Source organism: [Clostridium] aminophilum (assembly GCF_900101295.1).
Lineage (GTDB): Bacteria > Bacillota > Clostridia > Lachnospirales > Lachnospiraceae > Clostridium_R > Clostridium_R aminophilum_A.
The window spans coordinates 30,233-48,243 of the sequence record NZ_FOIL01000009.1 but is presented as its reverse complement, the minus strand read 5'-3'; the positions used below and the strand labels follow the sequence as shown (position 1 = coordinate 48,243).

Genomic DNA, 18,011 nt, shown 5'->3' with positions numbered 1-18,011 from the left:
GAGTTTGCCAATTCCTATCTTGCCGTGTGGCAGAAAACGGGCGACGTGGATTCTTCGATGAATGCCGCGCTTTGCGATAAGCTTCCGTCCTATATCAAATATAACAGTACCCGGGATACGGCCTATCAGATTAAGACCGAGATCTATGAGACACCGGAGCGAAAGGTCGTAAAAACCGCGCTCTGCCCGGAAGGAAGAGAGCACATCACTTCCTTTGCGGAGAAATACCGCCTGCTGTCGGAGCAGAGTGCGGAACTCCGTTATGCGGAACCGGAGATCATCCGGGACGGCATGAGTGTCCGCTTCCCTTATGTTGAAGGAGAACTGCTGTCAGAGATCATCGCAAACCGGATCGGTGAGACCCTGGGAGCGGCAAAGGGCAGCGGAACGGATGCGCAGGATGACCTGACTGCGGTGTTCGACATCATCCGGGCTTATGCGGCGGACATTTTCCGTGTGGCACCGGATAAAACCGGACCGTTCCGCCTGACGGATGCATTTCTCGATGTGTTCGGTGCATCCGGAGAGCTGTTTGATCCGTTTAGAGTTGCCGGTGCGGATGGAAAAGAGAATCCGCGCCGCACGCGGGAGGAGCTGGAAGCGCTTCTGGCGGATGAATCGTGGACGGCATCCAATATCGATGCCCTCTTTGCGAACATGATCTGCACAAAGGACGGCATGTTTGCGCTGGACTATGAGTGGGTGTTCCTCTTCCCGGTACCGGCCGGGTTTGTGAAGTACCGCATTTTATCCTACTGCATGCAGATGCTGCAGGGCTTCCTCGGCGGCATGACAGAGGAAGAATTTCTGGGACATTTCCCGGAGTTCGTCCGCACCGAGCCGGAGCTTCTGGATCTTTACCGGAAGATGGAGCGAGGTTTCCAGGCCCATGTTCACGGCAAGAATCAGTATGATCTGCAGGAAAAATATATTGTTCAGCCCCGTACCATCCGTGATCTGGCGCAGGCCCATCATGAGCGCGACGAGCTGAGAGAGCGGGTGGAGCAGCTGAAAGCGGAGCTTTCCGCCAAGGACACGGAGCTGAAAAAAGTCCGCGAGGTTCAGCGGCTCACCAACAATCATGTGACCAATCTGACCGCCATCATCGAGGCGCTCCGTCATGAAAACGGGGAGATGGCGAAGACGCTTGCCTACCTGAACCGTCACGAAGCCCTGATCTTCAAGGGGAAGAGAAAGCTCGGAAAAGCGTTTAATCATCTGTATCCTCAGGGATCGGCAGGCAGAAAGCGCCTCGGTTACATCAAGCGGGGCATCCTGAACCCGGCGGAGGGAATCCGGCTTCTCACAACGGAAGAAGGCAAAAACCTCGTCAAAGGTGACTTCGAGATCGGCGCGGAGTACCGCACATACGGAAAGATCCGCCTGCCGTATTATGAGAATCCGACGGTTTCCATCGTGATTCCGGTATACAATCAGATTCATTACACCTACCTCTGTCTGCAGTCCATCCTGGAACACACCACGGATGTGACGTATGAGGTGATCATCGCGGACGACGTGTCGAAGGATGCGACCGAGCACCTTACGGAGTTCGTGGAAAATGTGGTCATCTGCCGGAATGCCACGAACCAGGGCTTCCTGCGCAACTGCAACAATGCGGCGAAGTCGGCCCGCGGCAAATACGTGATGTTCCTGAATAACGACACGCAGGTGACGGAGGGATGGCTTTCGAGCCTCGTAAATCTCATCGAGTCGGATGACAGCATCGGCATGGTGGGATCAAAACTCGTCTATCCGGACGGCCGGCTGCAGGAAGCCGGCGGCATCATCTGGAGCGACGGTTCCGGCTGGAACTACGGCCGTCTCGATGATCCGGACAAGCCCGAGTATAACTATGTCAAGGATGTCGACTATATCTCCGGCGCGGCAATCCTTCTCTCCACCGAACTCTGGAAGGAGATCGGCGGCTTTGACGACCGGTTTGCTCCGGCGTACTGCGAGGACTCCGATCTGGCGTTTGAGGTCAGACGGCACGGAAAACGGGTGGTTTATCAGCCGCTTTCCAAGGTCATTCACTTTGAGGGCGTATCGAACGGAACCGATGTCAACGGCACGGGACTCAAGCGTTATCAGGTGGAGAACAGCCGGAAACTGAAAGAAAAGTGGAAGGATGTCTTTGCGCGCCAGTGCGAAAACACCGGTAATCCGGATCCGTTCCGCGCCCGGGAGCGCAGCATGGGCAAGCCGATGATCCTTGTGGTTGACCACTATGTGCCGACCTATGACCGTGACGCCGGTTCGAAGACGACGTTCCAGTATTTAAAAATGTTCCTTCAGGAAGGCTATCAGGTAAAATTCCTGGGCGACAACTTCCTGCACGAGGAGCCGTACACGACCGCGCTTGAGCAGATGGGAATCGAGGTGCTCTACGGAGCGGAGTATGAGACCGGTATCTGGGACTGGCTGGAGAAACATCAGAACGACATTGCGGTCGCGTATCTCAACCGTCCGCACATCGCGACAAAATATGTGGACTTCATTGCGGAGCACACCAATATTTCCATGATCTTCTACGGCCACGACCTTCACTTCATGCGCCTTTACCGGGAGTATGAGCTGTCGGGGGACGTGAAGAAGAGAACCGAGTCCGAATACTGGAAATCGGTGGAGTTTACGCTGATGCACAAGGTTGCCATCAGTTATTATCCGTCGCAGGTCGAGATTGACGCGATTCATGTGCAGGATCCGGAGATTCCGGCGAGGGCGATCACCGCGTATGTCTATGACGAATTCAAGGAGAAACTGAACCTTGACTTCGAAAAGAGGGAAGGTCTCCTGTTTGTCGGAGGATTTGCGCACCCGCCGAATGCCGATGCGGTGCTGTGGTTTATGGACCATGTATGGCCGCGGATTCACGAGGCGCTTCCGGAAGTGAAATTCCACATTGTCGGTTCCAAGGCGACCGACGAGATCAAGGCGCTTCATGATCCGGAGAACGGCGTCATCGTCGAGGGCTTTGTCTCCGAGGAACGGCTCGGAGAACTCTATGAGACCACCCGGATTGATGTGGTTCCGCTCCGTTACGGCGCAGGCGTCAAGGGAAAGGTGGTCGAGGCGCTCTATGACGGCATGCCGATCGTCACGACGTCGGTCGGCGCGGAGGGAATTCCGGAAGTAGAGACGGTTCTCCGCGTGGAAGACGAGCCGGCGGCATTTGCGGACGCGGTGGTAAAGCTTTATCGCGACCCGGAGACACTGGCATGCATGGCGCAGGGAACGCAGGACTATGTGAAAAAGAATTTCTCCACGGAGGCGGCCTGGAGCGTCATCGAGGATGATTTTCGCATCGCCGGCGCAAAAGCGCCGAAAGCGTGACATTCACCGGATAGATGAACACAGATGCGTACGAGCGCAACGTCTGCGAGATCTCCTCAGGAATGATGGGATGGAGAAGCCGAAGCCCGGCGTGCGGGATGCGCCGGTGAATTTTGAAGATAAAGCAGGAAGAGGCATAATTACATGAAAGCAATTCTGTTGGCCGGAGGACTCGGCACGCGGCTCCGCAGCGTTGTGGCGGACCGCCCGAAGCCGATGGCGGACGTGAACGGAAAGCCGTTCGCGGAGTACCTTGTGCATGCTCTGGCGTCACAGGGAATCCGGGAAATCACCTTTGCGGTCGGTTATCTCGGAGAGATGATAGAGGAATATTTCGGCGACGGCTCGAAATTCGGCGTGAAAGCGCGGTATGCGTACGAGAAAGAGCTTCTCGGAACGGCCGGCGCGATCAAAAATGCGGCAAAGGCGATGGATCCGGATTTTGACCGGGTTCTCGTCCTGAACGCGGATACCTTCTATGCGATGGATTATTCCCGGTGCTTTTCCTGTGCGGAAGAGCGGAACCTTGATATGGCGCTGGTTCTGCGCGAGGTGCCGGATATCCGCCGTTACGGCGAGGCGGTGCTTGAGGAAGGAATTCTCACCGGCTTCAATGAAAAGAGCGGAGAGGAGAGACGCGGCACCATCAACGGCGGCGTCTACTGTATTACGAAGGAGCGGATCGACGCCATCCCCGACGGAAAGGTTTCACTGGAAAATGAGATGATTCCGCTCTGGATGAAGGAAGGCCGGAAAATCGGCGGATACGTGGAAAAAGGGTATTTCATCGACATCGGCGTTCCGGAGGACTATGCGCGTTTCGGGCGCGACGCGGCAGCCGGTAAAGTGACATGGTGAGCCGGATTTTCGGCACAGGAAGGACGACTCTTGGACAATATGCAGCACGGCGCGGGCGTGATCTTTCTGGATCGCGACGGGACGCTGAATGAAGAGGTGAATTACCTCCACAGACCGGAAGATCTCCGGATCATTCCGGGCACGGAACAGGCGCTCCGGCGTCTGAAGGAAGCAGGTTTCCTTCTCGTGACGGTGACCAATCAGGCCGGCGTCGGAAGAGGATATTATCCGGAAGCCGATGTGTCGGCATTTCACCGGTATTTCAACGGGATTCTTGAAAAAAAAGGCGCGGCGATCGATGCGTTTTATTACTGTCCGCATCACCCGGAGCACGGGATCGGGGCATACCGGAAGGCATGCCATTGCCGAAAACCCGAAACCGGTATGTTTGAACAGGCGGAGTATGATCTCGCGGCGGGACGCTGGCCGGCGCGGGGCAGTTCGGAATTTTCGGGCGATCTCCCCTATGATCCGTATGCGGTTCCGGTTGTCATCACGGCGGAGGAGTATGCGGAATTCCGCAGACGGGTGTCGGCGATCGACAAGACGAGATCCTTTATGATCGGCGACAAGCTGATCGACACGGAGGCGGGACACCGCTTCGGCGTCCGATCGGTTCTGGTCGGTACCGGCTATGGGGCGGAACTCAGGGCAAAGGAGGCCGAAACGGAAGGACTCAACCCGGACGGAACGCCGAAGAGCGGAAAATACGATTATTACGCGGAGAATCTGACGGAGGCCGCAGACTGGATTCTGAACCGGTCGGGAATCAGTCTCTGAGGGAGTGAAATGCTCCGCAAAGATGTGCGCAGGCGGTCGGAGAAGGCGCCGTAAACCCTGGACTGAGGGAGAACGTGAGGACAGAGACGATACCGGACGGAGACCGGAAAAAGACGGATACGACGGCAATCACACAGAAGGGAGCTATGATGGAAAAGCAAAAACTGACGGGAGCAGTGCTGTTTCTGACCGCATTTCTCGGAATCGTGCTTCCTTCTTATGCCCTCTACGGGCCGGACGGCATTGCGGCAGCGGTGATCCGCACGCCGGCTGTCTTCTCGGAGATCGGTCAGCTCCTCGTTCTCGCCGCGGCGTACACGCTGGCGGCGGTCCGGTTCCGGGAGAAGAGGAAATTCCTGCTCGCGGTGGGGGCGATTTCTCTGATCTGGCTCTACCTTCATGTTGTGCTTCTTCCGGTGCTGCTATCGGGGCTGTATTTTGCGGATATGATCCTGATCGGACGTCTGATCCGGCGGCGGGTCCGGAACGGTTCGGAAGAAGCGGGATTCCGGCCGGAACGGACCGGCGTGGATCTGGTGTTCGGCGTCTCGGCAATCATCACGCTGTTCTGCCTTCTCTCAGCGGTGCACGCCGCATATCTTCCGGTTCTGCGGGGAGCGGCTGCCGCGTTGGGCATCTTCGCCGCGATTCTTCAGCGGAAGGATCTGGCGGCGATGTTCGGCAGAGGGAACTCAGCTCCGGTCAAAGGAGAAAAGAGGCATCGTCTTCGCAGGGAATATCTGCCCAGACCAGAGTTTCTCTTCTGCCTCTGGATTCTCATGCTGCAGGCTGCCCGGATCAATATCACGCTGGACTATGACACACTCTGGTACGGAATGCGGTCTCAGTATGTGCTCCTTGTGGACGGGAGCATTTATCAGGATCCGGGGCTGGTGGGAATGGTCTATGTCTATTCGAAAGGCTTTGAGACGCTGATGCTTCCGCTCAGCGGTCTTGCCAGTCACAGCTATCATCTGTGCATCAGTCTGTGGTTTCTGGCTGCCGGTCTTCAGGAGACGGTTCGGATTGCGAAAAAACTTGCCGGCGCCCGTATGGCGGTCGCAGCGGCTCTGTTTACGGCGGCGACACCGGCGATTACGAATATGGGCCTCGCCGGAAAGCCGGACATCATCACCTGGTATGTACAGCTCCTGATGATCGGATTCTTCTTCCGATATCTGTCGAGCGGGTATGAGGCGAAGACCGAGGGGGCAAGTCCGGAACGGAAATATCTGCGCCCCCGGAGAAAACGGATGGACGCATTCTGGCTTCTGATGACGGGAGCGGCGTACCTTCTCACACTGTCGCTCAAGCCCTCCGCGCTGGTGTTCTCCACCGCGATGATGGGAATGATGGCCGTCTTTCTGATTCTGACCGGGAAGCTGGATCTGCGGGCAAAAAAGAGAGAGTGGGCGGCCCTCCTTCTTCCGGCGGCAGCGCTGACCGGAATCTGGATGCGTACCTGGCTGATTACGGGGATGCCGGTGACCAGTGTGTTCACATCGATTTTCGCAAAACTCGGTTTTGAACTGAAGTATCCGTTCAAGGTGACGGCACTGCCGGAGTCGTATCAGACCGATCCGGCGTGGATCGTTCTTCTTCGCCGCCTGTTCCATATCCTGATCTATCCGCACGGAAAAGACATGAACCATGTGGCCATCGCATGGGCCACGGCGCTGCCGGTCCTGTTTCTTGTGATCATTTTTTATTCCGTGCTGTTCCGGAAACCGGACCGGAGATTTCCGGGAATGCGGACGGGGCTTCTGCACCGGGCGTATCATGTCATCTTCTGGCCGGTGCTTCTGTGCAGCATGGTCAGTCTCTGTATGCTGTACCAGATTGACGGAAATTACTATATGCTTCTGTGCAGCATGATCATTTTCTGGGTCAGCATCGCCCTCCGCAAGCTGGTCGGCACGGGGCTGATTCCGCAGATCCGGATGGCGGTTCTGCCCATGCTGCTGTTTGCGGCACTGGTGACTGTGACCACCAACTGGAGTATGCGGGAAGGGCTCACACCGGTTAAACTTCTGAACAAGGGCAGGGAAAACCAGCTCAGCGAAGAGTTTGAACGGATGAAGAGCCGCGGCAGCGAGAATATCTGGTATATTCTGGCAAAGGATCCGTCCACCCGCTGCATCGCGTTCGGCGAGCACCCGTATGTTCTTCAGTTCCCGTGCGTGATGCAGGCGTACAAGGATATCACGAAGCCGTGGGGCAATGTCGATCTGGTTCTCACACCGGAGAGCTTTGAAGAGTATATGGAATACGCGGAGACCGATTACGTCTTTGCGGAACGGGAATATTTCTCCTCCGATGAGGAGGAGTGGAATCTGATGATCCTGCGCGGACTGATCCGGTCCGGATGTCTGGATGATCTGATTTTTGAGAACGGAAACTGCCTGATGAAGCGTGTGAAGGAACACGTCTCACCGGAAAAGGCAGAGGAAAATCTTCAGGCCTTTGACGCGAATATCGTGAAAAAGGCGCCGAAGGAAGACGAAAACAGGAGGAACGAAAAACAATGACAGTGGAAGCATATCTGGATCATCTGATCGAGCGTTATCCGGTGCTGGAAGGGCAGAAGGATCACGTGCGCGGGATGTATGAGATTCTGCGGGATTCCTACCGGAACGGCGGAAAACTGCTGATCGGCGGAAACGGCGGAAGCGCTTCGGACGCCGAGCACATCACCGGCGAGCTCATGAAGGGGTTCGTGAAGAAGCGCCCGGTGCCGGAGGCGCTTCGGAAGTCACTCTGCGAGATCTCACCGGAAATCGGGGAAAAGCTGGCGGACCGGATCCAGATGGGGCTGCCGACCATCGCGCTTGACGGTCATCCGGCGCTCACCACCGCATTTCTGAATGATGTGGACGGAAGCCTCGGTTTTGCGCAGCAGGTCTGCGGATACGGAAAGGCCGGCGATGTCTTTCTCGGAATCTCCACCTCCGGAAACTCCGGCAATGTGATCAGCGCGGCGGTTATGGCGAAGGCGATGGGCATGAAGGTCATCGGTCTTCTCGGAAGAGACGGCGGAAAAATGCTGCCGCTCTGCGATGAAGCGGTGGTCGTTCCGGAGCAGGAAACTTATAAGATTCAGGAACTTCACCTTCCGGTGTATCACGCGGTATGCCTGATGCTGGAAGAGGAATTCTTTGAGGCATGAGAGTGCTTCTGGCGGCGGTCAACGCCAAATATATCCATGCCAATCTGGCGGTTCTGTATCTCCGGGAAGTGACAGGAGATCTGCCGGCGGAGACGATCATCGGAGAGTACACGATCAACATGCGGAAGGAAGAGATTCTGGAAGATATCTACCGGAAGCATCCGGATATCATCTGCTTTTCCTGTTATATCTGGAACCGGGATATGATTGCCGGACTGATCCGTGATCTCCGGAGGATTCTGCCGGAGGTTCCGATCTGGGCGGGGGGTCCGGATGTGACCTATGAAGCGGAATCGTTTCTGGAGCAGTTCACGGAGTGCACTGGCGTGATGGTCGGAGAAGGCGAGAGGAGTTTTCGCGGTCTGATCGGTGCCTGCCTGCGGGGAGAAAAGGATCTGTCCGGAATTCCGGGGCTGGTCTTTCGCGATGAAGACGGAAGCATCCGCCGGAACGCGCCGGCGGTGCCGATGGCCATGGATGACCTCCCGTTTGTGTACTGTCCGGAGCTGGATTACGGCGGGGCATGTTCTGCCGCAGATCATCTTTCCGGCGGTGAGCCGCAGCGCACGGAGAAAACGCAGCGCAAGGAGCAGCCGCAGAGCATGGGGAAACTGCAGTGTACGGAGCAGCCGCAGCGCATGACGGAATCGGAAGCGCCGTGCAGAGCGCAGCAGGGGGACGGAGACTGGGCCTTTGAGAACCGGATCATCTATTACGAGACGAGCCGCGGCTGTCCTTTTTCCTGCAGCTACTGCCTCTCCTCCGTGAGCGACCGGACAAGGTTCCGGAGCCTTTCCAAAGTTCTGCCGGAACTTCAGTTCTTTTTGGACCGGAAGGTGCCGCAGGTCAAATTCGTGGACCGCACGTTCAACTGCAATCATGCGCACGCCATGGCCATCTGGAAGTACATCGCGGAGCATGACAACGGGATAACCAATTTTCATTTTGAGATCGGCGCGGATCTTCTGCGGGAGGATGAAATGGATGTTCTCGCGGGGCTCCGGCCGGGAGCGGTTCAGCTGGAGATCGGAGTTCAGTCGGTGAATCCGGATACGATCCGGGCCATCGACCGCGTGATGGATCTTGGAATTCTGCGCCGCAATGTGGAACGGATTCACCGGGCGGGCAACATCCACTGCCATCTGGATCTGATCGCGGGACTTCCGTATGAGAACCTTGCCAGTTTCCGCCATTCGTTTGACGAGATCTTCCGCATGAAACCGGACCAGCTGCAGCTTGGTTTTTTGAAACTGCTGAAAGGTTCGGCACTGTGCCGGGACGCGGATAAATACGGCATCGTCTGCAGTCCGGAAGCGCCCTATGAAGTGCTCCGGACAGACTGGATTTCGTATGAGGATCTTCTGGAACTGCGCGGCGTGGAGGAGATGACGGAGGTTTACTACAACAGCTTCCAGTTCAGCACGAGCGTGACGCTTCTGGCGGACGCGAAGGGGAGTCCGTACGACTTCTTCCGTGCGCTCTCGGAATTTTACCGGGAGAATCATCTGACCGGCCGGGCGTTTTCGCGGATCCAGCGGATTGATATTCTGAGAGAATTTGTGAAAAACTGGGATCCGGATAAGAAAGAGCGGTATGATGAGCTCTTTCTTCTGGATCTCTATCTCCGGGAGAACAGCCGCCGCCGCCCGGAATGGGCGGGGGAAGCGCTCTCTGCGGAGGAAAAAGACGGTGTGCGGGCGTTCTTCCGCCGGGAGGCATCGCTTCCGGAAGCGGAGCGCCGCCTCCGCGGCTATGAGGCGTATGATTCCAGACAGATGGAGCATATGACCCATGCGGAGACATTTACGGACCCGTATGTCGTCCGTCTCCTGAATGAGGCGGTGAAAAACGGCGGTTTTTCCCGGAACGTGGATGAAAATCTCAAAAATGTGGACAAAGAGGAACCCCCGGTGGACAAAATCACGGTTCTCTTCGATTATCGGAGAAGGGATCCGCTGAACGGCAATGCGGATGTGATCCGGATCGATTCGCCAAATGACGGCCGGACAGCGGGGGCAGAGAGCAGAACGGACAGGAGGATGTGAATGGAGATCATTAAGGAGACCTTCGGACTCATGGAAGACGGTCACATGGCGCATTTATACACCATGAAAAATGATCACGGGATGGAGGTGTCCGTCTCGGATTACGGAGCGGTTCTTGTCCGCGTGATTGTGCCGGACCGGGACGGAAATCCGGTGGACGTCGTGCTCGGATACGATGACGTGGAGGGATACATCCGGAATTCCGGATCCGTCGGCTGTTTTGTCGGACGGAACGCGAACCGGATCGGCGGTGCCCGGGTGACCATTGACGGGAAAGTCTATGAACTGGAGAAAAATGACGGCGAAAACAACCTTCACAGCGGAAGCATGCGTGCCGGAACCATGTTCTATCATGCAGAGTATAAGAGCTCGGAGGCACTGGCGGCAGTATCCTTTACCACCCGGATGATCACGATGGAACAGGGGTTTCCGGGAAATCTCGACGTGACGGTAACCTATACCCTCGATCAGGAGAATACGCTGACCATTCATTATGAGGCCGTATCCGATGAGGATACCATCGTGAATTTTACCAATCACAGCTATTTCAATCTCTCCGGTCATAACAGCGGATCGGTGCTGGATCAGGAAGTGCAGATCGTATCGCATTACTACACGCCGACGGGACCGGATATGATCCCTACCGGTGAGATCCGGCGCGTGGCCAACACGCCGATGGATTTCCGGATGCCGAAGCCCATTGGCCGGGATATTGACACTCCGTACGATGCGCTGCGGATCGGCGGAGGATACGATCACAACTATATTCTGGAGACGGAAGCGGGAAATCCGGTTCCGGTGGCGGAGATGTTCAGCCCGAAGACAGGAATCCGGATGACGGTTTCCACGGATCTGCCGGGACTGCAGTTCTACACGGCGAACACGCTGAAAACCAGGCTTCCGGGAAAGAATCTCTCGATTTACCTGCCGCACGCCGGCGCCTGCTTTGAGACACAATACTTCCCGAACGTAGTGAATGAGCCGAAATTCGCGAAATACCGCAATTCGTATGTGAAGGCGGGGGATGTGGTGACAACGGAGACTTCTTTCCGGTTTGCGGCGGAACAGGAGAATGCGGACGTATGACAAAAAAACAGCTTGCATATCTCATCCCGGTGCTGGCGGGACTGGTATTCTGCTTTTATTATGTCAGAACCGCCTGCCTGGATGTGGCATATACGGACTACGTCCGGCTGGTCCTTTCGTATCTGCCGGATGTGATGAACCCGGATAAATTTCTGGTTCCGGACATTCTGACCCGCGTGCCCGTGACATATCTCGCGCGGATCGTCAACGTGAAGTTTTTCGGATACAGCACGCTCTTCGACATTTCTCTGGGGGTTCTCTCCCTGGGACTCGGAGGCTTTGCCATGGCCCGCTATATGCAGCGGCAGGGCGGCTTCGCGATGTGGATCCTCTGGGTATTCCTGTCGGTTCTGTATTTCGGGCTGAATCAGTGGGAAATGATCACGAACGGAACCGGCTGGGTCTGCTTTCTTTCCATCTCCGGCTTTATCGGACACTTCGTGCTGATCGACCGGATCGCGGCGTCTCGCGGCGAGGTGAGCGGGAAGGATGTCTTTCTTCTCTGTCTGATCCCCCTCGTGTTGGATACTCTGGTCGCGGGGCCCTACTGCGGCGGATATTCCGTCATTTTAGTCCTGACATATCTCGGGCTGATGTTCCGGGAGATCCGGAAAAAGACCTATGCCAGAGAGACGGGACATACCCGCCGGAACCGTTTTTTCGCGTGGTTTTTGTCGTCGGCGGCGGCGGTGGGAAGCCTTGCGCTCTATCTCTGGAGCAATCATTTCGCGGTGTATGAGCACCGCGGCGCGACGGACCGGGCGCTGCTCGATGTGGCGAAAGAGACGCCGTCGTTCTTTGTGCAGTTTCTGCTGAAGGCATTTGCCTCCGATGTGATCGGCCTGAATCAGGTGACCGGGTTCATGAACCGGAGCGAGAATCACATGCGGATGGTCTATGCTCTGGGCGGGCTGGTGATTCTGGCATATCTGGCTGCAGTCTGGCTGAACTGGAAAATGAAGATCACAGCCGACACCATTTTTCCGCTGATCATGGTGCTGTCCGGAGGCCTCAATCATCTGCTGATCCTCGTGTCCCGCTGGATTTTCATGAATCCGGATTACGGCATGTCCTCCCGGTATGCGCTGCAGTATAAGATGGGCGTCATCGGCATCGTGCTGACCTTCGCGATGGCGGCGCGGATCCGCCGCAGCGGCGTGCACGCGTTTCTTCTGACGATGGCGATCCTCGTCTTTGGTGCCGGAAGTCTCTGGACCACCTATAAGGAGCTGGAGACCGCGCCGTACCGGAAGGCGTATCTGGAACGCGCCCGGAAGGTCGGATTAAATTACCGGAACGAACCCGACGAGGTTCTCGCGGCGCAGTTTCAGCATTCCGGGGCAAAAGTCCGGGAGGCGCTGCGGATTCTGGAGGCAAACCGGCTGAATATTTTCCGCTGAGGGCTGTCGGCAGCCCGCGCAGGCACAGCGGTTATTTGACAGGCTTTTACAACAAAGCGCTTGAAGCAGGGCTTCAAACTGCTTATTATTAGATTATCTATGTACTTTTTTCGGAGGAACCAAATGAAAGTTGTTATTCTTGCAGGCGGATTCGGAACCCGAATCAGCGAAGAGAGTTACCTCAAACCGAAACCAATGGTAGAGATCGGCGAGCAGCCGATTCTTTGGCATATCATGAAATATTATTCCCAGTTCGGATACAATGACTTCGTCATCTGTCTGGGATACAAGCAGTATGTGGTGAAAGAGTATTTCGCGGACTATTTCCTGCACACGTCCGATGTCACCTTTGATCTGGCGAACAACTCCATGGAAGTTCACCGCAAGCATGCAGAGCCGTGGAAGGTGACGCTGGTTGACACCGGTCTCAACACCATGACCGGCGGAAGAATCAAGCGCATTCAGGAGTACATCGGCAATGAGCCGTTCCTCCTGACCTACGGCGACGGCGTCAGCAACGTGGACCTGAAGGCTCTTGTGGAGTTCCACAAAAAGCACGGCAGGATCGCAACCATCACCGGCGTGAACATCGGACAGCGCTTCGGTGTCATGGTGGTGAAGGATGACGGTCACATCAGCGAATTCCGCGAGAAGAATGACAATGACGGCAAGATCGTCAACGGCGGGTTCATGGTCATGAATCCGGAAGTGTTCGACTACATTGAGGGCGATGCCACTTCCTTCGAGAAAGAGCCGCTGGAGCATCTGGCAAAAGACGGCGAACTGATGGTATTCCAGCACTCCGGCTTCTGGAAATGCATGGATACGCAGCGTGACCACAGACAGCTTCAGGAGATGTGGGACACCGGCAATGCTCCGTGGAAGATCTGGGAGTGAGTATGAGCGAATTATTTGATTTTTATAAAGGGAAAAAGGTATTTCTCACCGGTCACACCGGTTTCAAGGGTTCCTGGCTCTCCCGCATTCTGATTCTGGCCGGCGCGGAGGTGACGGGGTATTCCCTGGAGCCGCCCACCGATCCGTCCCTGTTCGCAAAACTCGGACTGGAGAAGGAGATGCACTCGGTGACCGGCGATGTCCGGGATCTGGAGCATCTGATGAGGGAAATGCAGGCGGCACAGCCGGAGATCGTGTTTCATCTTGCGGCACAGCCGATCGTCCGGGAATCCTATCAGGCGCCGGTATACACCTATGAGACCAATGTGATGGGAACGGTCAATATTCTCGAAAGCATCCGGCAGACACCGTCGGTGCGTTCCTTTGTCAACGTTACCACCGATAAGGTGTATCTGAACCGGGAGTGGGAGTACGGCTACCGCGAAAATGAGCGGCTGGACGGCTATGATCCGTACTCGAACAGCAAGTCCTGTTCCGAGCTGGTGACGGCGTCGTACCGGAGATCATTTTTCAGTGACGGAACCCGTGACCTCACCATTTCCACCTGCCGTGCCGGCAATGTCATCGGCGGCGGAGACTATGCTCCGGACCGCATTATTCCGGACTGCATCCGCGCGGCGGAAAAGAAAGAGGCCATCATTGTCCGCAATCCGTATTCGACAAGGCCCTATCAGCATGTGCTGGAGCCGCTGTTTCTCTATCTTACGGCGGCGATGCGACAGGAGCTGGATCCGTCCCTGGCCGGCTGTTACAATGTCGGACCGGATGATTGCGACTGCGTGACCACCGGCGAGATTGCCGATCTGTTCTGCAAGTACTGGGGCGAGGAGATACATTGGGAAAACCGCTATGTCGGCGGCCCGCACGAGGCGAACTTCCTCAAACTGGACTGTTCGAAAGCAAAGAAGACCTTTGGATGGAGTCCGAAGACCCACATTGATCAGGCCGTAGCCATGACTGTGGAGTGGGCGAAGGAAGACCGGGCCGGAAGCGATATGCGAGGCGTGACCGACCGTCAGATTCTCGCGTTCTTTGAATAGACAGAAACAGCGCCCGGCGCGTAAGGTCCACTGGACCGCGATATTGAAAAAGGAGCATATATATGACCGATCAGGAGAGAGCGCGAAAAGAGATTCTGGATCTCGTGCGCGATTATTGCGATAAATACCACAATCAGAAAAAAGATTTTCAGGAAGGTGACCGAATTCCGTACGCGTCCCGCGTCTATGACGGCGATGAGATGGTAAATCTCGTGGACAGCGCGCTGGAGTTCTGGCTGACCAGCGGACACTGGACCGATCAGTTCGAGAAGGGACTTGCGGACCTTCTCGGTGTGCGCTATGCGGCACTTGTGAATTCCGGTTCCTCCGCCAATCTTCTCGCCTTTATGACGCTGACCAGCCCGCTGCTCGGCGACCGCCGTGTCAAGCGCGGAGATGAGGTCATCACCGTCGCTGCCGGCTTCCCGACTACCGTAACCCCGATGATTCAGTACGGCGCGGTGCCGGTATTCGTGGATGTCACCATTCCGCAGTACAACATTGACGTCACAAAGCTGGAGGAGGCGCTGTCCGGGAAGACCAAGGCAGTCATGATTGCGCACACTCTGGGCAATCCGTTTGATCTGAAGGCGGTAAAGGATTTCTGCACAAAGCACGGACTGTGGCTGGTTGAGGACAACTGCGACGCGCTCTGCAGCCGATATGAGATCGATGGACAGATGAAATACACCGGCACCATCGGCGACATCGGCACGTCCAGTTTCTATCCGCCGCACCACATGACCATGGGCGAGGGCGGCGCTGTCTACACCGACAACCCGCTTCTGGCGCGCATCGCGAAATCCTTCCGCGACTGGGGCCGCGACTGCGTATGTCCGCCGGGACAGGATGACACCTGCCATCACCGGTTTGACGGACAGTACGGCGAACTGCCGGCCGGATACGATCACAAGTATGTGTACTCTCATTTTGGATACAATCTGAAGGCAACCGATATGCAGGCGGCGGTCGGCTGTGCACAGCTGGAGAAGATGCCGGGTTTTGCGGACCGCAGACGGCACAACCATGCGAGACTCAGAGCCGCTCTGAAGGGCCTGGAGGACTATTACATCCTTCCGGAGGCCTGTGAGCACTCTGATCCGGACTGGTTCGGTTTCCTGATCACATGCCGGGAAGGCGTGGACCGCAACAGGATCGTTTCGTATGTGGAAGCGCACGGCGTTCAGACCAGAATGCTGTTTGCCGGAAATCTCATCAAGCATCCGTGTTTCGACGAGATGAGAAAGAGCGGGGAGGGCTACCGCGTTGTCGGCTCGCTGGAGACGACAGACCGCATCATGCGCGACACCTTCTGGGTCGGCGTATATCCGGGCATGACCGATGAGAAGATTGATTATATGGCCCAGGTTCTGCGGGACGCGGTCAAAGCCTGAATGCCCCAAAAGCCGGAAGGTGACTTTTCAGACCTTTCCAGTTCGGAGGGCCGCTCAGACAGGCAGCCTGAATTGTCTGCCTGAGCCGGAGAGACAAAGTTTGAACGTACATTTTCAAACTTCATTGACGGATCAGATCCGGGTACGGAGAAAACCGGCCTGGGCCTGATCTCGGAGGAGAGAAAAATGCAGCAGAAGTTTGATCTGACGGAGGTGCACGCCGCCAACCTGAAGATGCTGAAGGAGATTGACCGGATCTGCCGGAAATACCGGATCCGGTATTTCCTCGACGCCGGGACGCTTCTCGGCGCGATACGCCATAAGGGGTTTATTCCATGGGACGATGACGTGGATATCGCGATGCCAAGGAGAGATTACGAGCGGTTTCTGCGGATCGCAAAAGATGAACTTCCGGAGGGGATCGACCTCCTCCGGCCCGAGGATTTTCGCGGCGGGACGGCATTCTACGACTTCACTGCGCGCCTCATCTATCAAAACAGCCGCCGTTATCCGGACAATGAAGAAATGCGGTTTTATGAGGGAAAACTCAACCACCTCTGGATCGATATTTTCACGATGGACCGGATTCCGGACAATCCCGTTCTGGACAGGCTGTCCAGACTGTCCCAGAAGATTGTCTACGGTCTTGCGATGGGACACCGCCGGGAGCTGGATTATTCCAAATACTCTGCGGCAGACCGCATAAGAGTAAAGATTCTTGCCGGGATCGGAAAGCGGATCCCGATGAAGATGATCTTTGGACTGCAGAGAAGAGCGGCGTCTTTCTGGAATTTCCGGAAAAAGACGAGACACCTGTACTTTACCAATTATGCGCCGGACTGGATGTACTGCACGGCGGAGAGCTCCTGGTTCCGGGAGTCGGTGGACGTGCCGTTTGAGGACACCGTCCTCTCGGTGGCGGCCGGCTATGAGCCGATGCTCCGGCAGCTGTACGGGGATTACAGGAAACTTCCGCCGGAGGAAAAGCGTGTGCCGGAACATTCCGACTTTACGTTCTGGGAGTAAAATGATGGAGAACAAGACAAAACTGCTGTCGATCGTTGTCTCGGTTTATAACGAGGAGGCGGCACTGGAAGAATTTGCCCGGACAGCGGTGCCGGTCTTTGAGGATCTCGCCTGGGATTATGAGCTGATCTTTGTCAATGACGGAAGCGCCGACCGGTCACCGGAGATCCTGCGCCGGTTTGCCGGCGAAAATCCGAAGATCAAGGTGATCAATTTTTCCCGGAATTTCGGCCATGAGGCGGCGATGATCGCCGGCATTGACATGGCAGACGGCGACGGCATCCTCTGTATGGACGCGGATCTTCAGCACCCGCCGGAGGCGGCGCGGGAGATCATCCGCCGATTTGACGACGGCGTGGAAGTGATCACCATGGTCCGAACGGAAAACCGCTCGGCCGGTTTGATCAAAAATGTCACATCGACGGCATTTTACCGTCTGATCAATCATATATCGGATGTAAAACTGATGGAAAATGCCTCCGATTTCTTCGCGGTCACGCAAAAACCGGCGGAGATTCTCCGGAAGAATTATCGGGAAAAGGTGCGTTTTCTGCGCGGTTATGTGCAGAATATCGGCTTTCGCCGGGAGGTTCTGACATACGAGGCGAAGCCTCGCGTGGCCGGACACAGCAAATACAGTATCCGGCGTCTGTTCCGGTTTTCCATCAACACTATTCTGTGTTTTTCCGATCTGCCGCTCCGTCTCGGCACATACTCCGGCCTGTTTGTGGGCTTTCTGGGACTGATTCTGATGGTCTACACGATCTGGAGTCATGTGGTGAACGGAACGCCGAACGGATACGCAACGATCGTTGTTGCACTCTGTTTCATGTTTGCCATGCTGTTTTTTGTGGTGGGCATCATCGGAGAGTACATCGCGATCCTGTTCAGCGAGCTGAAGGATCGCCCGATCTACATTGTGCATGACACAATGAATATGGACGAGAAAGAGGACAGCTGAT

The 18,011-nt window shown here is 56.0% G+C and carries 13 protein-coding genes; all 13 read left to right on the top strand.

Going from position 1 to position 18,011, the window contains the following annotated elements:
- Positions 1-93: 93 nt before the first annotated feature.
- The 13 genes from BMW41_RS04150 (at position 94) to BMW41_RS04090 (ending at position 18,010) form a co-directional block, all read left to right on the top strand.
- On the top strand, positions 94-3,336 hold the full coding sequence (locus tag BMW41_RS04150) for a glycosyltransferase (protein ID WP_420341566.1): 3,243 nt from the start codon (positions 94-96) through the stop codon (positions 3,334-3,336).
- A gap of 144 nt (positions 3,337-3,480) precedes the next feature.
- On the top strand, positions 3,481-4,194 hold the full coding sequence (locus BMW41_RS04145; RefSeq protein WP_074648980.1) for a nucleotidyltransferase family protein: 714 nt from the start codon (positions 3,481-3,483) through the stop codon (positions 4,192-4,194).
- 39 nt (positions 4,195-4,233) lie between these two features.
- Positions 4,234-4,974, top strand: coding sequence for a D-glycero-alpha-D-manno-heptose-1,7-bisphosphate 7-phosphatase (locus BMW41_RS15115; protein ID WP_074648998.1), 741 nt, complete (start codon positions 4,234-4,236; stop codon positions 4,972-4,974).
- Positions 4,975-5,048: 74 nt separating this feature from the next.
- A complete protein-coding gene (locus BMW41_RS04135) occupies positions 5,049-7,502 on the top strand; it encodes a hypothetical protein (protein ID WP_083378774.1) in 2,454 nt (817 codons plus the stop codon).
- Positions 7,499-8,140 carry a D-sedoheptulose-7-phosphate isomerase gene (locus tag BMW41_RS04130; RefSeq protein WP_074648979.1) on the top strand — a complete coding sequence of 214 codons (642 nt, stop codon included), beginning with the start codon at positions 7,499-7,501 and terminating at the stop codon, positions 8,138-8,140. The genes BMW41_RS04135 and BMW41_RS04130 overlap by 4 nt, the downstream gene beginning before the upstream one ends.
- The gene (locus tag BMW41_RS04125) at positions 8,137-10,185 is read left to right on the top strand and encodes a B12-binding domain-containing radical SAM protein (RefSeq protein WP_074648978.1); all 2,049 of its coding nucleotides are present in this window, start codon (positions 8,137-8,139) and stop codon (positions 10,183-10,185) included. Before BMW41_RS04130 ends, BMW41_RS04125 begins: the two co-directional genes overlap by 4 nt.
- Complete coding sequence (locus BMW41_RS04120) at positions 10,186-11,271, top strand: aldose epimerase family protein (RefSeq protein WP_074648977.1); 1,086 nt, start codon at positions 10,186-10,188, stop codon at positions 11,269-11,271.
- Entirely contained in the window at positions 11,268-12,671 is a 1,404-nt protein-coding gene (locus tag BMW41_RS04115; RefSeq protein ID WP_074648976.1) for a hypothetical protein, read from the top strand. Before BMW41_RS04120 ends, BMW41_RS04115 begins: the two co-directional genes overlap by 4 nt.
- 123 nt (positions 12,672-12,794) lie before the next feature.
- Positions 12,795-13,568 carry a glucose-1-phosphate cytidylyltransferase gene (rfbF, locus tag BMW41_RS04110; protein WP_074648975.1) on the top strand — a complete coding sequence of 258 codons (774 nt, stop codon included), beginning with the start codon at positions 12,795-12,797 and terminating at the stop codon, positions 13,566-13,568.
- Positions 13,565-14,629 carry a CDP-glucose 4,6-dehydratase gene (gene rfbG, locus BMW41_RS04105; protein ID WP_334292492.1) on the top strand — a complete coding sequence of 355 codons (1,065 nt, stop codon included), beginning with the start codon at positions 13,565-13,567 and terminating at the stop codon, positions 14,627-14,629. The genes rfbF and rfbG overlap by 4 nt, the downstream gene beginning before the upstream one ends.
- Before the next feature lie 62 nt (positions 14,630-14,691).
- Complete coding sequence (gene rfbH / locus BMW41_RS04100; RefSeq protein WP_074648973.1) at positions 14,692-16,023, top strand: lipopolysaccharide biosynthesis protein RfbH; 1,332 nt, start codon at positions 14,692-14,694, stop codon at positions 16,021-16,023.
- A 186-nt stretch (positions 16,024-16,209) separates the two neighbouring features.
- A complete protein-coding gene (locus BMW41_RS04095) occupies positions 16,210-17,049 on the top strand; it encodes a LicD family protein (protein ID WP_031472420.1) in 840 nt (279 codons plus the stop codon).
- A 4-nt stretch (positions 17,050-17,053) separates the two neighbouring features.
- A complete protein-coding gene (locus BMW41_RS04090; RefSeq protein ID WP_031472422.1) occupies positions 17,054-18,010 on the top strand; it encodes a glycosyltransferase family 2 protein in 957 nt (318 codons plus the stop codon).
- Position 18,011: the final 1 nt, after the last annotated feature.

Coding starts and splice junctions, on each gene's coding strand:
- BMW41_RS04145 (WP_074648980.1), top strand. CDS start 3,481: ATGAAAGCAATTCTGTTGGCCGGAGGACTCGGCACGCGGCTCCGCAGC.
- BMW41_RS15115 (WP_074648998.1), top strand. CDS start 4,234: ATGCAGCACGGCGCGGGCGTGATCTTTCTGGATCGCGACGGGACGCTG.
- BMW41_RS04130 (WP_074648979.1), top strand. CDS start 7,499: ATGACAGTGGAAGCATATCTGGATCATCTGATCGAGCGTTATCCGGTG.
- BMW41_RS04125 (WP_074648978.1), top strand. CDS start 8,137: ATGAGAGTGCTTCTGGCGGCGGTCAACGCCAAATATATCCATGCCAAT.
- BMW41_RS04120 (WP_074648977.1), top strand. CDS start 10,186: ATGGAGATCATTAAGGAGACCTTCGGACTCATGGAAGACGGTCACATG.
- BMW41_RS04115 (WP_074648976.1), top strand. CDS start 11,268: ATGACAAAAAAACAGCTTGCATATCTCATCCCGGTGCTGGCGGGACTG.
- rfbF (WP_074648975.1), top strand. CDS start 12,795: ATGAAAGTTGTTATTCTTGCAGGCGGATTCGGAACCCGAATCAGCGAA.
- rfbH (WP_074648973.1), top strand. CDS start 14,692: ATGACCGATCAGGAGAGAGCGCGAAAAGAGATTCTGGATCTCGTGCGC.
- BMW41_RS04095 (WP_031472420.1), top strand. CDS start 16,210: ATGCAGCAGAAGTTTGATCTGACGGAGGTGCACGCCGCCAACCTGAAG.
- BMW41_RS04090 (WP_031472422.1), top strand. CDS start 17,054: ATGGAGAACAAGACAAAACTGCTGTCGATCGTTGTCTCGGTTTATAAC.